Origin of the sequence: Paraburkholderia sp. JPY465, from assembly GCF_050436725.1 — a bacterium.
Lineage (GTDB): Bacteria > Pseudomonadota > Gammaproteobacteria > Burkholderiales > Burkholderiaceae > Paraburkholderia > Paraburkholderia youngii.
On record NZ_JBNDMT010000002.1, the window covers coordinates 2511970 to 2526876 of the forward strand.

The window sequence follows — 14907 nt, forward strand, 5'->3', positions numbered from 1 at the left end:
TGCTGAAAGGCTGCAATTAATTGCTCCGGACTGCGAATGTTGAGTTCAATCGGGTTCGCCCGGTACGAGTCTCAACCGTGTGATCTCCGAAGGCGCGCCGAGTCGTTTGGGCGGTCCCCAATAGCCCGTGCCGCGACTCGTATAAACCCATAGTCCGTCCAGACGCGCGAGGCCCGCCGTAAACGGCTGCTGCAGCCGCACGAAGAAATTCCACGGAAAGAACTGACCACCGTGCGTATGACCCGACAACTGCAGCGTGAAGCCGGCCGCCGCGGCCGCTTCGGCCGAGCGCGGCTGATGCGCGAGCAGCACCCTGATCAGCACGTCCCCCGGCGCGCCGGCGAGCGCCGCAACCGGGTCGCTGCGGTGCGCGGGGTCATGATGACCCGCCGAGTAATCGGTGACGCCGGCGATCACGGCGCGCGCGCCGTCATGATCGACGATCACGTGTTCGTTCAGCAGCACCCGCAAGCCGAGCCGGCGGAATTCGGCGATCCACGAGTTCGCGCCGGAGTAGTACTCGTGATTGCCGGTCACGAGAAACGCACCGTGCCGCGCGGCGAGCCGCGACAGCGGCTGCGTATGCCGGCTCAACTGCGGCACGCTGCCGTCGACGACATCGCCCGTCACCGCGATCAGATCCGGCTCGAGCCGGTTCACCGCGTCGACGATCGCGTCGACATAGCGGCCCTTGATCGTCGGGCCGACGTGGATGTCGCTGATCTGCACGATCGTGAAGCCGGCGAGTTCGGCAGGCAGATCGTCGATCGGTACTTCGATCGTGACGACGCGCGCGCGACGGCGCGCGTTGAACAGGCCGATCAGCGTCGACAGCAGCGCGAGCAGCGGCACGGCCGCCGCCGACCCGGTGCGCCAATGCGCGATCGTAAGCGTGTTCGGCCAGATCGCGTCGATCGTCAGCAGCGACGCCAGCATCAGGTCGCGCGCGAACGTCAGCACCAGCAGCGACGAGAAAAAGCCCATCGCGAGCAGGCCGACCCATGCGAGCCGGTCGCCGAGCGGCTGGCGCTTGAAGCCGCGCGCCATCATGCCGACCGGGATCAGGTAGATCGACAGCACGAGCCACAGCACGCACAGTCCGCGGCCGGCCGAGTCGGTCGGCATGTCTGGAATCAGGCGCAAACCAACGTAGATATGCAGCAGGATGCCAATCAGGATGATGCGCACAAGAAACGATGAACGTCGCATAAAGAGGATCAGGACGGGAAGGGGGCCAAAGGGCCGGCATCACAGCGACAGCGCGGCGGCGATCCATTGGCGGGCAGTGCTTGCGTGCGCGACGGTTAGCGAACGCGGCGAATCATTCTACCGACATGTTCGGTCCCTTGCCGTGGCTGCAAAATTCGTGCTCCGGCACCGCACGGCACGCCCGCCGGAAGGCGCCGGGACGAGCCACGACACGGCTTCGCCGGGGCAGGCGCGTTCCGTGCTCAGCAGATACTTACAAGAGCACGCGCGACGCATTTAATGCCTATGCAAACGAATTAAATGGGCTTTGAATTGTGTCCATGTGTGGAGTATGCTTGAAAGCAAACAGCTTGTTGCCGGGGCAGCGCAGGGCGCTTCGGCCATGACTGGTTCTGTCGCCGGGAAAGATCGGCGGGGGGAGGCACACCATGAAGCTGCTCAAATCGGGCCACCTGTGGCATCACGCGGACGACGTGCATCATGCTCATCATCCGCATCATGTCGGATACGAGGGTAGCCATGTGATGTTGCCGCTCGTCGGCATCTCGCTGATGGCGATTGCGCTTTACATCGCCGTGCGCGGCTTCGATTTTTCCGAGCTCGGCAAAAGCGCGTTGTTCGATGTCGTGATGGTGTGCGTCGCGCTCGGCATCGCGGGGCTGTTCGGCGCGGTCGGCGCGTGGCTGCGCTCGAATGGCGACGAAGCCGAAGAGGGCTTCTGCTTCGTCGGCGCGTTGATCGGCACCGTGGTGTTTTATATCGCGCTGCTAACCTGACGCGATTCGATTCAACGGGTGGCACGACACCCGCCGCGCCATCCATCATCAACGCACCGTCACGCTATCCGCGCCGCTTCGTCGAACGAAAAACGCGGGCTGCGAGGAAACAGCTTCGACGGATCGCCATAGCCAAGATTGATCAGGAAGTTCGACTTCACCGTCGTACCTGTAAAGAACGCTGCGTCGACCTTGGCCTGATCGAAGCCCGACATCGGCCCGGTGTCGAGACCGAGCGCACGCGCCGCGAGAATCAGATAGCCGCCTTGCAGCGTCGAATTCCGAAACGCCGTGTCCGCGATCAACCGCTCGTTGCCGACGAACCAGCTGCGCGCATCCGCATGCGGAAACAGTTTCGGCAGATGCTCGTAGAAGGCCATGTCCATGGCGACGATCACCGTGACCGGCGCTGCCATCGTTTTCTCGAGATTGCCGGCCGACAGCGCCGGGCGCAGTTTCTCCTTGCCCTCCGGCGTCCTGACGAACACGAAGCGGCCCGGACTCGAATTGGCCGAGGTCGGGCCGAGCAGGACGAGTTCCATCAACTCGCGCAGCACGGCGTCGTCGATCGGTTTGTTCTGCCAGCCGTTGTGCGTACGCGCATCGCGAAAGAGCTGTGCGAGCGCCTGATCGGAAAGTGTCATGGAAGTGATCCCTGCAAAAGAATGGAGGGAACGCGCGGAGCCGCGTCGAATGAAAGAGCAATGCGCGTGAATCAGCGCGTGAGCCGTCGTCGCCATAATAGCCAAGGTTTTTACTCGTCCGCTTGCATCCAGGCATTCCGATGAACACCGATCTTTTCAACGACCTGCCGACCCCCGACGTCGACTGGTATCCCGACTGGCTCGCAACGGCCGACGCCGAACGCCTGCTCGCCCGCCTGATCGACGAAGTGCAATGGCGCCAGGACATGATGGGCACGCCTGGGGGCCGTGTTGCACTGCCGCGTCTGACCGCCTGGCAGGGCGAGCCGGATGCGGTGTATGTCTACTCCGGTATCCGCAACGTGCCGCAACCGTGGACGCCCGCCGTCGCTGAACTGAAGGCCGCCGCCGAGGCGACCAGCGGCGCGCGTTTTAACAGCGTGCTGCTGAATCGTTACCGCAGCGGCGCCGACAGCATGGGCTGGCATGCGGACCGCGAGCCCGAACTCGGCAAGCAACCGGTGATCGCGTCGGTGAGTCTCGGTGTCGCGCGCAGGTTCGATCTGCAGCACAACCGCAGCGGCGTCGTGCAATCGTTCTCGCTAAAGGGCGGCAGCCTGCTCGTGATGAAGGGCGACACCCAGGCGCAGTGGCGTCATCGGGTGCCGAAGGAGCCGCGCGTGAGCGGCGAGCGCATCAATCTGACGTTTCGCTGGGTCACCCCGAGAGTGACGCCGACCTGACTCACCGAGCGGCAATGCTCTGATCGACGCGCTATACCAAAATTGATATCGAGGGCGCGAATCATATGATTGGACGGTTAACGCGTCGCACAGTACGCTACATCACGATCCATGCGCCGTGAGGGCCACGAGGGCCGGGCTGACCGCTGGGTCGTCTACACAACAACGATTGGAGACTGTCATGGCGAATTCACGACGTGCCGCGTGTCGCGCTCTGGGCGCGCTCGCGCTTTCCGCGAGTCTCGGAGTGCTAACGCTGGCCACCCCAGGCGCGCATGCCGAGGACAAGAAAATAACGCTCGGTTTTGCGCAGGTCGGTGCGGAAAGTGCATGGCGCACCGCGAATACCGAATCGGTGAAGTCGGCGGCGGCGGATGCCGGTATCAACCTCAAATTCTCCGACGGGCAGCAGAAGCAGGAAAACCAGATCAAGGCGATCCGCTCGTATATCGCTCAGAAGGTCGACGTGATCGCGTTCTCGCCGGTCGTCGAATCGGGCTGGGAACCGGTGCTGCTCGAAGCCAAGGCCGCGAAGATTCCGGTGATCCTGACCGACCGCAACATCGACGTGAAGGCCCCGTCGCTGTACGTGACGATGATCGGCTCGGACTTCCTCGAAGAAGGACGACGCGGCGGCAAGTGGCTCGCGGAGAACTACAAGAACGATAAAGGCCCGATCAACATCGCCGAGCTGCAAGGCACGGTCGGCTCCGCGCCGGCGAATGACCGCCACGCGGGTCTGGTCGAAGTGATCAAGAGCGATCCGAAGTTCAAGATCATCGCGTCGCAAAGCGGCGACTTCACGCTTGCCGGCGGCAAGCAGGTGATGGAAGCGTTCATCAAGACCTACGGCAACAAGATCAACGTTGTCTATGCTCATAACGACGACATGGCCCTCGGCGCGATCCAGGCGATGGAAGAAGCCGGCATGCATCCGGGCAAGGACGTCGTGGTGGTTTCGTTCGACGCAACCAAGGGCGGCTTCCAGGCGATGGCCGCTGGCAAGATCAACGTCGACGTCGAGTGCAGCCCGCTGCTCGGACCGCAGCTGATGACGGCGGTGAAAGACGTGGTGGCTGGCAAGCCGCTGCCGAAGCGCATCCTGACTCAGGAGACTGTCTTCCCGATGAGCGTCGCTGCGCAAACTTTGCCGTCGCGTAAGTACTGACGCGACGCGCAACATCGCCGCGGCATCGCTCGCGCGAGTGCCGCGGCGTGTGCGGTGTTCAGGCGCCTGGGCCGACGCGGCCCGCGGCGCGAAGGAGATGTGCAGTACGGACGCATCGAACAGGTTTCTCCAGTGGTGCCTGACCGCCCGGGCTGCTTCCTTCTGCAGCGGGCGGTCTCTTTTCAGGAGCCTGCGTCCGCGGGAGCATGCCGCTGGGGCCTGCCGAACCATGCATAGCCGATCGAGCGAGGTCCATGACCCAATCCGCTACCGAACCGACTCAGCCGGACCAGCCGCAGCGCGGCACGCCACCGGGTGCGCGAAGCCAACAGAATGACATGAGCGCGCGCGAACCGATCCTGGCGACTTCCGGCGTCAGCAAGACATTTCCGGGCGTGAAGGCGTTGCAACACGTCGACTTCCGCCTGTTTCCCGGCGAGGTCCATACGCTGATGGGCCAGAACGGCGCCGGCAAATCCACGTTGATCAACGTGCTCACCGGCGTGCTCGCACCCGATGCGGGCACGATCCGCCTCGGCGGCGAGGTGGTCGCATTCGCGTCGCCGCAGGAAGCCGAGGCGGCCGGCGTGCGCACGCTGTACCAGGAAGTGAACCTGTGCCCGAATCTGTCGGTCGCGGAGAACATCTTCGCGGGCCGGCAGCCGCGCCGCTTCGGCGCGATCGACTGGCCCGACATCAAGCGCCGCGCGCAGGAAGCGCTCGCGCGCCTCGACGTGTCGCTTGACGTCACGCGCTCGCTCGACGCCTATCCGATCGCCGTGCAGCAGATGGTCGCGATCGCGCGAGCGTTGTCCGTCGATGCGCGCGTGCTGATTCTCGACGAGCCGACTTCGAGCCTCGACGACAGCGAAGTCGCGCAGCTATTCAAAATCCTTCGCCATCTCAAGCGATCGGGCATCGCGATCCTGTTCGTCACGCATTTCATCGAACAGACCTATGCGATCTCCGATCGCATCACGGTGATGCGCAACGGCGAGCGCGAAGGCGAATATCTGGCGCGCGATCTGTCCGCGGATCAGCTGGTCGCGAAGATGGTCGGCCACGAGCGCATGAGCGCGCGTCTGCGCGAAGCAGCCCACGAAGGGCAGGCCGCCGACGATCTGCAGGAAGTCGCGCACGATCACCCGGAAGAAGCAACGGCCACGCAGCCGTTCATCGAACTGCGCGGCGTCGGCCGTCGCGGCACGCTACAGCCGATCGATCTCGAAGTGCACGCCGGCAAGATACTCGGCCTCGCGGGACTGCTCGGCTCGGGGCGCACCGAAACCGCGCGTCTGCTGTTCGGCGCGGATCGCGCGGACAGCGGCACGATCCTCGTCGAAGGGCGTCCCGTGCGGCTGCGCACGCCGCACGACGCGGTGCGCCACGGCATCGGCTATTGCGCGGAAGACCGCAAGAAGGAAGGCATCGTCGCCGAGCTGTCGATCCGCGAAAACATCATGCTCGCGTTGCAGGCGCGGCGCGGCTGGTGGCGCAAGATCAGCCGGCAACGCGCGCGCGAACTCGCCGATATGTGGATCGAGCGGCTCGGCATCAAGGCGTCCGATGCCGAGCAGCCGATCGCGCTCCTGTCCGGCGGCAACCAGCAGAAGGCTCTGCTCGCGCGCTGGCTCGCAACCGATCCCAAACTGCTGATCCTCGACGAGCCGACCCGCGGTATCGACGTCGCCGCCAAGTTCGACATCATGGACCGGCTGCTCGCGTTGTGCGCGAACGGCCTGTCCATCCTGTTCATCTCGTCGGAGATCAGCGAGGTGCTGCGCGTCAGCCATCGCGTCGCGGTGCTGCGCGATCGCCGCAAGATCGCCGAGGTGGCCGGTAAGGCATCGAACGAAGACAACATCTACCGACTCATCGCAGGGAGCGGCGAATGAAGCTATCGAACTGGTTCGCGCGCGACGGCGTCGAACGTCCGCTGGTGTGGCCATGCGTGACGCTGGTATTGCTGTGCGGACTGAACCTGCTGGTCAATCCGCATTTTCTCGCGCTGCGCATGCTCGACGGTCACCTGTTCGGCGCGCCGATCGACATCCTCAATCGCGCGGCGCCGCTCGTGCTGGTCGCGATCGGCATGACGCTCGTGATCGCGACGCGCGGCATCGACATCTCGGTCGGTGCGGTGGTCGCGATCGCCGGCGCCGCGGCCGCGACGATACTCGCGACCCAGGCCGTGCCGAGCGGTGCGCTGATCGTGCAGGCGCTGTTGGCCGCGCTCGTCGTCGGCATTTTGAGCGGCATGTGGAACGGAGTGCTCGTCGCGTTCGTCGGCATGCAGCCGATCATCGCGACGCTGATCCTGATGGTCGCCGGCCGTGGCATCGCGCAACTTCTGACCGCCGGGCAGATCATCCCGATCGGCGCGCCCGGCTATCTGTTCGTCGGCGGCGGCTACTGGCTCGGCGTGCCGTGCTCGGTATGGATCGCGGCGGTAGCCGTGCTGGCGACCGCCGCTTTGGTGGAGGGCACGGCGCTTGGCCTGTTCATTCGCGCGATCGGCGTGAACCCGGTTGCGACGCGGCTCGTCGGCTTGCGCTCGAAGGCGATCGTGTTCGCGGTGTACAGCTTCTCCGGTTTGACCGCGGCGTTGGCCGGCATTCTGATCAGTTCGAACGTGCGCAGCGCGGACGGCAACAACGCGGGCCTGCTGCTCGAACTCGACGCGATTCTCGCGGTGACGCTCGGCGGCACGTCGCTGCTCGGCGGCCGCTTCAGCTTCGCGGGCACGGTGCTCGGTGCGCTGATCATCCAGACGCTCACGTACACGACCTATTCGATCGGCGTGCCGCCGGAAGCGACACTCGTCGTCAAGGCGGCCGTCGTGCTCGCGGTCAGCGTGATCCAGTCGCCGGCGGCGCGCGCGCTCGCCGTGTCGTTCGGCGCGTCGCTGGTCAAATCGCGCGGGGTGGCACGATGACGCGCTTTCTCGAAGCACTCGCCCGCGTGGTCGATCCGCGCACGCTGCCGATCGCGGTGACGGTCCTGTTGTTCTGCGCGCTTTTCGGCTTCGGTTCGGTGATGTACACCGGCTTCTTCTCATGGCAGGTGCTGCTCGATCTGCTCGTCGACAACGCGTTCCTGCTGATCGTCGCGATCGGCATGACGTTCGTCATCGTGTCGGGCGGCATCGACCTGTCGGTGGGCTCGATCGTCGCGCTGACGACGATCGTCGCAGCCGTGCTGTCCGAGCACATGCACGTTTCGGTGTGGCTGATCATTCCGCTCGTGCTATTGATGGGCACGGTGTTCGGCGCGGTGCAGGGCGCGCTGATCCACTACTTCCGCCTGCAGGCGTTCATCGTGACGCTGGCGGGGATGTTCTTCGCGCGTGGCCTGTGCTTTCTGATCACGACGCAGTCGATCACGATCACCGATCCGACGTTCAAGGCGATCTCCGCGTTCCGTCTCAACGTTGGCGTCGGTTCGGTATCGGCGAACGTGCTGATCGCGCTCGTGGCGCTGGCGGCCGCGATCTATGTCGCCCATTTCACGCGCTTCGGACGCAACGTGTATGCGGTCGGCGGCAATCCGCGCTCGGCGCTGCTGATGGGGCTGCCGGTCGCGCGCACGCGGGTCGGCGTGTATGCGCTGAGTGGCTTCTGTTCGGCGCTTGGCGGCGCGGTGTTCACGTTCTATGTGCTGTCGGGTTATGGGCTGCAAGGGCAAGGCATGGAGCTCGATGCGATTGCAGCGACGGTGATCGGCGGCACGCTGCTGACCGGTGGTGTCGGTTATGTGGTCGGCTCGCTGTTCGGCGTCGGCATTCTCGGCACCATCCAGACGCTGATTACGTTCGACGGCACGCTCAGTTCGTGGTGGACGCGGATCGTGATCGGCGCGCTGCTGTGCGCGTTCTGTTTGCTGCAACGGTTGATCGAGCGGCATGCGAAGTCCGTGCGTCGGCCCGGCGGCACCAATGCGGTCACGACGACGGGGCATGGGCACGGACATGACGAGCCGTCGACGGCGGCATCGTCGGATTCGCAGGTGTTGGGGCGGGCGCCGGGCTAAGGCGCTTCCTTCCAGCGTTTCAAACGGCGGCGCCCCGTTCTTCCGGGCGCCGCTTTTCCATCAGTCGATGCGACATTTGCGCGATCCGCGCGCTGCCGGGCTATGCGCATCAGGGAAGCGAATCGATCGGCGCGACGCCGGAATAGACGGCGCGCTTGACGACATCCGCGGATTTGCGCGTCGCCAGCAGGTGCATGCAGCCTTTGAGCGCTGCGATCGAAAGCGCACTGAGTAGCAGACCCGCAATCACATCGGCGAGATAGTGACCGCCTTGGGTCGGTGTCGACAGGATCATCGTCAGGTTGAGCGGAACCGCAAACAGCAATAACCGCGGGATGCGACGCAGCGCATAGATAAAGACAATACCGAGCGTCGTGTGAAATGACGGCATCGACACCATACCTTGCGCTGGCACCATGATGAATGTCCGCAGCGTGCCGTCGCGCAGTGGATAAAAGTCCGAGACGGTAGCCGACGTGTTGGGATCCGCAATGCCGAAATGCAGAAATGCGCTCGAGGCGGGAAGCGGAGTCGCAATCAGAAGCAGCAGAAGGCCCGACAGCATGAAGAGCAGCACGAACTCCGACAGTTCGTCGCGTCGGCCTGCAAGCCCGAGAATGATGGGAATCGCAAGCCCTTGCGCGAGCATGCTTGCGTAGGCGATCTCAAGAATGTGTTGAAGCGCCGGATGCGAGCGCACCCATGAATAAACGCGCAGCCAGTGAAAGCCGAAGGCGCTGTCGAATGCCAGAAGACGCTCGTCGATGAGCGGCGCGTCGACGGTTGCGCACAGGTACTGCAGCAGGTCGAAAGCGGCGACGAAGGTCAGCAGCAGGGTGAGCCAGGCGAGTGTGACTGCCATTTCACGGCAGCGCAGCGTTCGGGTCAATGGCGCGTAGCGGCGCAGTTGTGCGAACGCGAGCAGTCCGATCACGATGAACATCGAGATTGCGGCGGCTTGCGCGAGATTGGCGACGCCGTCGCCCGGCACGGTGTAGCCGTTGCCGGCGACCCAGAACCCGTCGAGCGCGGTGACGAGAGCCACGAGGGCCCAGCCGCTCAGGTATCGGATCAGGTAACGCTCGCTACCGCGCTGTTCCCCGTGTTCGTGTTCGTGGCTCGACATCGTGCTCGTCCATTTTTTGTGGGTCCGGTCCGGTAAAGGACAAGCACAGGTAATGCCTATCGTCTGCCGGCCTTGTCGTGACTGGGGCCGACGGGATCGGCAGGGGGTGATCGACCGGCCCGGATGTCCGGAATGTTGCAGCATTAAGACGCGCGTTTTCCGTCGCGATGCAAATGCGCAGCGTCGTTGCGGATGAGCACGTTTTCCGCTTGTGTGACCTATTATCAGAAAGAGTTGTGACCAGTACGACCGCGGTTGCGATGCAACTGATTGCAGGTGTCGTGGGGAAACAAGCGATGGTTCGCACGGAAATACTCAACGCGCTGCGGGCATACACCGATCCGTTTCGCGTCACGAGCGGCAAAGATTTCTTCCTGAAGAATTTCGATCCCGGCGAGACGCTGGGACTCAAAATGCATAAGGAAGAGGCGCAGCAACTGCTCCAGCGCGGATCGAAATGGCTCGCGATGGAGCAGGAGATCCTCTACGCGCAGGATTCCTGGGCCGTGCTGCTGGTATTCCAGGCCATGGACGCCGCCGGAAAGGATGGGACGATCAAGCACGTGATGTCGCGCGTCAATCCGCAAGGGTGCGATGTCATCTCGTTCAAGCAGCCGTCGGATGAGGAACTCTCGCACGACTTCCTTTGGCGCTATTCGAGGAAAGTGCCCGAGCGCGGGCACATCGGTATTTTCAACCGCTCGTACTATGAAGAGGCGCTGGTGGTGCGCGTGCATCAGCATCTGCTGCGTGCGCAGAAGATTCCGCCGGTACGGGTCGGCAACGACATATGGGACGAGCGGCTCGCCGACATCGCGCGCTTCGAAGACTATCTGACGCGCCAGGGCGTGGTCATAGTCAAGTTCTATCTGAACCTGTCGTACGGGGAGCAGAAGAAGCGATTCATGGAACGCCTCGACAATCCCGACAAGAACTGGAAGTTTTCCGCATCCGACGTTCGCGAGCGTCGCTACTGGAACGACTATATGCGCGCCTATGAAGAGGCCATCCGCGCGACGGCCTCCGAAGCGGCTCCGTGGTACGTCGTGCCCGCCGACAACAAGCCTTTCACGCGCCTCATCGTCGCGGCCGCGATCGTCGAGGCCGTCGAGAAGCTCGACCTCGCCTATCCGAAAGCGACGCCAGAGCAGATGAAGGATCTCGCCGCCGCGAGGGAGGAACTCGGCGCTGAAGTGGTGGACGAGACGAGACCCGATCAACCCGGGGACGATTCAGATCATTGAGAGCGGCCCCCTGACCCGAAATCACTGGAACCGGGAGACACGAGGATGAGCTCAGTTGAGAGTGCGACGCCGTGGCATGCGATGCCGGCCGGTGACATCGAACGGCAGTTCAACGTCGATCCCGCGCAGGGCCTGGATGCCGCGGAAGCGGCCGGGCGGCTCGCCACCTATGGGCCGAACCGCCTGCCGCAGGGCAAGAAGAGAGGGCCGGTCGTACGCTTCCTGATGCAGTTCCACAATATCCTGATCTACGTGCTGCTGGTGGCCGGTTTCATCAAGTTCATGATGGGCCTGTGGCTCGATGGCACGGTCATTCTGGCCGTCGTGATTCTCAACTCGCTGCTCGGCTTCATTCAGGAAGGACGCGCCGAGAAGGCGCTCGATTCGATTCGCAACATGCTGTCCGCCGAGGCGCGTGTGATGCGTGGTGGAGCGGTTCGCTTGATCCCCGCCGATGAACTTGTTCCTGGCGACATCGTGCTACTGGAATCGGGCGACAAAATCCCGGCGGACATGCGTCTCGTCGACGCGAGGAATCTGCACACGGAAGAAGCGGCTCTCACGGGCGAATCCCTCCCGGCCGAGAAGAGCACCGCGCCGGTGCCGGCCAAAGCGACGGTCGGCGACCGCGAGAACATGGCGTTCTGCGGCACGATGGTCCTGTCGGGCCGGGCAACCGGCGTCGTGGTGACGACCGGCAGCCAGACGGAGCTCGGCCGGATCAACCAGATGCTCGCCGAAGTCAGCGCGCTCGAGACGCCGCTGCTGCGCCAGATCAAGAAATTCGGCTATGTGATCACGGCAGTGATCGCCGTTGTCAGCGTGCTGCTGTTCTCCTATGGGCATTGGCTCGGACACATGACGTTCGTCGAGCTGTTCCAGGCCATCGTGGGGATTGCGGTGTCGGTGATCCCGGAAGGCCTGCCGGCGCTGATCACCATCACGCTCGCCATCGGCGTGCAGCGGATGGCGCAGCGCAACGCCATTATTCGCCGCCTGCCGGCGGTCGAAACACTGGGCGCCGTGTCGCGCATCTGCTCGGACAAGACGGGCACGCTGACCCTGATGGAGATGATGGTGACCTCCGCCGTGACGGCGGAAGCGGGCTATTCCGTCACCGGCGACGGCTACGCCAGCGAAGGACAGGTCAGCGCCGATGGCAAGCCGCTCGGCGCCGCGCCGGACGTGCTGAAGCTGATGGGCCGCGTGTCGCTGTTGTGCAACGACGCGGAGCTTTTCGAGGAAGAAGGGAAATGGAAAGTGGAGGGTGACCCGACCGAGGGCGCGCTCTATCCGTTCGCCTCCAAGCTGGGGATGGACCGTGCGGCCGAGACCGCGGCCGCGCCGAGGGTCAACGTGATTCCCTTCGAGTCCGAGCACAAGTTCATGGCGACGCTGAACCGCTCGGCCGACGGCGAGATGCTGCTGGTCAAAGGCGCGCCGGAGGTGATCATCGATCATTGCGACCGGCAGCAGACGGCGCAAGGGCCGATGCCGCTCGATCGCGAGCATTTCGCAAGAGAGGGCGACCGGCTCGCCGCGCAAGGCGAGCGCGTGCTCGGGCTCGCGTGGCTGCCGGACCCGGGCCTGCGCACAGGGACGCTCGGGCCGCAGGACCTGCCGCGCACCCTCGTATTGCTCGGCCTCGTGGGCCTGATGGACCCGCCGCGCAAAGAGGCGATCGAGGCCGTGCGCGAATGCCACGGCGGGGGCATCCGCGTGACGATGATCACGGGCGACCACAAGATCACGGCGGCGGCAATCGCAAGAATGCTGGGCATCGGCGACGGCAAGACTGCGGTGTCGGGCACCGAGATCGAGGCGATGAACGACGCGGCGCTGCAGGAATGCGTGCGCAGCGTCGACGTGTTCGCGCGCGCGAGTCCCGAGCACAAGCTGCGGCTCGTCAAGGCGATCCAGGCGAATCGGCAGATCGTCGCGATGACGGGCGACGGCGTCAACGACGCGCCCGCACTGAAGAAGGCAGACATCGGCGTCGCGATGGGGATCAAGGGTACCGAGGTGACGAAAGAGGCGGCGGGGATGATCCTCGCCGACGACAATTTCGCGTCGATTTCCGCGGCGGTGAAGGAGGGGCGCACGGTCTACAACAACATCGAGAAGGCGATGCTGTTCATGCTGCCGACCAACATCGCGCAAGGCGCGGTGATCGCGGTGGCAATCCTGTTTGCCTTCACGCTGCCGATCACGGCGCCGCAGATCCTGTGGGTCAACATGGTGACTTCGGTCGCGCTCGGCCTAACCATCTCGTTCGAGCCGCACGAGGCCGACGTGATGCGCCGCTCGCCGCGCGCAATCGACCGGCCGATCGTCACGCGTTTCGGCATCTGGCGCATCCTGTTCGTCGGCGCTGCGCTCGTGCTCTATACGCTATCGACCTTCTTCTGGATGAAGTCGCACGGCGCGTCGGATGATCTGGCGCGCACGGCCGCGGTCAACGCGATTACGCTGGGCCAGGTGTTCTATCTGCTCAACATCCGCTATCTGCTCGATTCGTCACTGACCGTGCGCGCGCATATGGGCAATCGCCATCTGTGGTACGGGATAGCCGGGGTCGTGGTGTTGCAGCTTCTGTTCACCTATACGTTCCCGTTCCAGGCCGTTTTCCACACCGAGGCTTTGCCGTTGTCGGCGTGGGGGTGGCTCTTTGCTGGTGGCGTCCTGTTCTTCCTCGTGGTGGAACTGGAGAAGCTCGTCTTCCGACTCACCCCCGCATTGAGAGGATTCGTGACTTCGCAACAGGAGGGCGGCGCGGCCTTGCGCAATGATCCGGCGGGGTAGGCCGCCTTGGCGGCCTACCGCTACATCTCATGAACGCGGCGGAGAATGAAAAACAGATTCGCTGAGACTGCATTCACGATTGGTATGCGCTCGAAAGGCCGGTTCAGCTTCATGCCGATATTGGCCAGTGCATTGAGCGCTCCGCCGCCCTTTATGCCTTTTGCGAACGTTGGAAAGACCTGATGATAGCCGCATTCTTCCAGTACGAATCCCGACCTGAGGAACAGGCGCTTCGCGTCGCTGAGACTGTACAGCCGGTTATGGCCCGTGTACTTCTTCATCACTCTGCAGGCGTTTTCAGTTGCCGATAAACGGTTAGGCAAAAATGTGATTATCAGCAAACCGTTGTCTTTCAGCACGCGCCATAGCTCATCGATGCTCTTTTGTTCGCGAGCCACGTGCTCGAGTACACCGCTTCCAATCACTACATCGAATTGATTGTCTTCGTACGGCAGCAGAAATTCATGATCGAGCGCTGCGAAAGATAATCCGGCGTACTGATGGAATTCCGCGAATTGTCCATCGTTGCATAGGTCGCAGCCATATATCTCGATGTCCCGGTAAAGCGTACGAAGCATGCACGAATCTGGGGCGTGACGGCATCCCCAGTCGAGCACTTTCATTCCACGCTTGACATACGGTGCATAAATTTCGAACGCGCGCACATGGCGATCGAGACTGGCGTCGTTGGCAATAACCGATTGCACATAGTCCCGGTATTCACCATCGGCGCGATGTGCAAGGTAGTCCTGGCAAAGCTTGGCATAAGTCATCCTGACCTGCTGCAATTCATTGCTCGGAATCGTTTCAGTGTCGATGGGTCTATGCATATCTCCCTCATATCGGTGCGAAAGCGGAGTTCTGCGCAACTCGTTTCCAGACTGCCGGCTGTTGCTACATGTGTGACATCAGCTCGAAAAATTCGCGGGAAGTTGATCAGTCTGAATTTGAATCCCGATGGACCGCGTTTGCTGAGACCTGCTGCTCCAACCGCGTTGCGGTTCAGATTTTGTGTAAAGCTTTGTGTAGCCGAACTATCGTTCGAGGGCGGTGCACGCGACATGTGTCGCAGGCAAACCGGCAAGGGAACCACGGAGAAAAAAATGCCGCGATAGTGCGGGACAACTCATGGATCCTCTTTCCGAGTGCGCGCGCATGGGAGTGCG

12 protein-coding genes are annotated in these 14907 nt (G+C 63.2%); 8 read left to right on the top strand and 4 right to left on the bottom strand.

Features of this window, described 5'->3' with window-relative positions:
* Positions 1–45: 45 nt before the first annotated feature.
* The gene (locus QFZ94_RS13695) at positions 46–1209 is read right to left on the bottom strand and encodes a metallophosphoesterase (RefSeq protein ID WP_368587481.1); all 1164 of its coding nucleotides are present in this window, start codon (positions 1207–1209) and stop codon (positions 46–48) included.
* 428 nt (positions 1210–1637) lie between these two features.
* On the opposite strand from QFZ94_RS13695, the gene QFZ94_RS13700 reads away from it, so the two are divergent.
* Positions 1638–1985 carry a hypothetical protein gene (locus QFZ94_RS13700; protein ID WP_368587480.1) on the top strand — a complete coding sequence of 116 codons (348 nt, stop codon included), beginning with the start codon at positions 1638–1640 and terminating at the stop codon, positions 1983–1985.
* Positions 1986–2044: 59 nt separating this feature from the next.
* On the opposite strand, the gene QFZ94_RS13705 is transcribed toward QFZ94_RS13700, so the two are convergent.
* Positions 2045–2629, bottom strand: coding sequence for a malonic semialdehyde reductase (locus QFZ94_RS13705; protein WP_429457484.1), 585 nt, complete (start codon positions 2627–2629; stop codon positions 2045–2047).
* 140 nt (positions 2630–2769) lie between these two features.
* Here QFZ94_RS13705 and QFZ94_RS13710 point away from each other — a divergent pair, with 140 nt between their 5' ends.
* From QFZ94_RS13710 to yjfF, 5 genes are all read left to right on the top strand, one after another.
* Positions 2770–3372, top strand: a complete 603-nt coding sequence (locus QFZ94_RS13710; RefSeq protein ID WP_429457486.1) for an alpha-ketoglutarate-dependent dioxygenase AlkB family protein — start codon at positions 2770–2772, stop codon at positions 3370–3372.
* Positions 3373–3553: 181 nt separating this feature from the next.
* The gene (locus tag QFZ94_RS13715; RefSeq protein ID WP_429457488.1) at positions 3554–4540 is read left to right on the top strand and encodes an ABC transporter substrate-binding protein; all 987 of its coding nucleotides are present in this window, start codon (positions 3554–3556) and stop codon (positions 4538–4540) included.
* A gap of 254 nt (positions 4541–4794) precedes the next feature.
* A complete protein-coding gene (locus QFZ94_RS13720) occupies positions 4795–6435 on the top strand; it encodes a sugar ABC transporter ATP-binding protein (protein ID WP_368587476.1) in 1641 nt (546 codons plus the stop codon).
* Positions 6432–7475: an ABC transporter permease gene (locus QFZ94_RS13725; RefSeq protein ID WP_429457491.1), complete on the top strand. Its 1044-nt coding sequence runs from the start codon at positions 6432–6434 to the stop codon at positions 7473–7475. The genes QFZ94_RS13720 and QFZ94_RS13725 overlap by 4 nt, the downstream gene beginning before the upstream one ends.
* Positions 7472–8569 carry a galactofuranose ABC transporter, permease protein YjfF gene (yjfF, locus tag QFZ94_RS13730; RefSeq protein WP_410849964.1) on the top strand — a complete coding sequence of 366 codons (1098 nt, stop codon included), beginning with the start codon at positions 7472–7474 and terminating at the stop codon, positions 8567–8569. The genes QFZ94_RS13725 and yjfF overlap by 4 nt, the downstream gene beginning before the upstream one ends.
* A gap of 109 nt (positions 8570–8678) precedes the next feature.
* Here yjfF and QFZ94_RS13735 read toward each other — a convergent pair whose 3' ends face one another.
* Positions 8679–9695 (bottom strand): phosphatase PAP2 family protein, encoded by a 1017-nt coding sequence (locus QFZ94_RS13735; RefSeq protein WP_429457493.1) that lies wholly within the window; start codon positions 9693–9695, stop codon positions 8679–8681.
* 296 nt (positions 9696–9991) lie between these two features.
* Here QFZ94_RS13735 and QFZ94_RS13740 point away from each other — a divergent pair, with 296 nt between their 5' ends.
* Positions 9992–10939, top strand: a complete 948-nt coding sequence (locus QFZ94_RS13740) for a polyphosphate kinase 2 family protein (RefSeq protein WP_429457782.1) — start codon at positions 9992–9994, stop codon at positions 10937–10939.
* Between the two features lie 45 nt (positions 10940–10984).
* Entirely contained in the window at positions 10985–13741 is a 2757-nt protein-coding gene (locus QFZ94_RS13745) for an HAD-IC family P-type ATPase (protein ID WP_410849961.1), read from the top strand.
* A 20-nt stretch (positions 13742–13761) separates the two neighbouring features.
* On the opposite strand, the gene QFZ94_RS13750 is transcribed toward QFZ94_RS13745, so the two are convergent.
* On the bottom strand, positions 13762–14571 hold the full coding sequence (locus tag QFZ94_RS13750; RefSeq protein WP_429457496.1) for a class I SAM-dependent methyltransferase: 810 nt from the start codon (positions 14569–14571) through the stop codon (positions 13762–13764).
* Between the last annotated feature and the right edge of the window lie 336 nt (positions 14572–14907).

Bases quoted from the DNA above. Each gene is read 5' to 3' on its own strand.
- QFZ94_RS13695 (WP_368587481.1), bottom strand. From the start codon at position 1,209: ATGCGACGTTCATCGTTTCTTGTGCGCATCATCCTGATTGGCATCCTG.
- QFZ94_RS13700 (WP_368587480.1), top strand. From the start codon at position 1,638: ATGAAGCTGCTCAAATCGGGCCACCTGTGGCATCACGCGGACGACGTG.
- QFZ94_RS13705 (WP_429457484.1), bottom strand. From the start codon at position 2,629: ATGACACTTTCCGATCAGGCGCTCGCACAGCTCTTTCGCGATGCGCGT.
- QFZ94_RS13710 (WP_429457486.1), top strand. From the start codon at position 2,770: ATGAACACCGATCTTTTCAACGACCTGCCGACCCCCGACGTCGACTGG.
- QFZ94_RS13715 (WP_429457488.1), top strand. From the start codon at position 3,554: ATGGCGAATTCACGACGTGCCGCGTGTCGCGCTCTGGGCGCGCTCGCG.
- QFZ94_RS13720 (WP_368587476.1), top strand. From the start codon at position 4,795: ATGACCCAATCCGCTACCGAACCGACTCAGCCGGACCAGCCGCAGCGC.
- QFZ94_RS13725 (WP_429457491.1), top strand. From the start codon at position 6,432: ATGAAGCTATCGAACTGGTTCGCGCGCGACGGCGTCGAACGTCCGCTG.
- yjfF (WP_410849964.1), top strand. From the start codon at position 7,472: ATGACGCGCTTTCTCGAAGCACTCGCCCGCGTGGTCGATCCGCGCACG.
- QFZ94_RS13735 (WP_429457493.1), bottom strand. From the start codon at position 9,695: ATGTCGAGCCACGAACACGAACACGGGGAACAGCGCGGTAGCGAGCGT.
- QFZ94_RS13740 (WP_429457782.1), top strand. From the start codon at position 9,992: ATGGTTCGCACGGAAATACTCAACGCGCTGCGGGCATACACCGATCCG.
- QFZ94_RS13745 (WP_410849961.1), top strand. From the start codon at position 10,985: ATGAGCTCAGTTGAGAGTGCGACGCCGTGGCATGCGATGCCGGCCGGT.
- QFZ94_RS13750 (WP_429457496.1), bottom strand. From the start codon at position 14,571: ATGCATAGACCCATCGACACTGAAACGATTCCGAGCAATGAATTGCAG.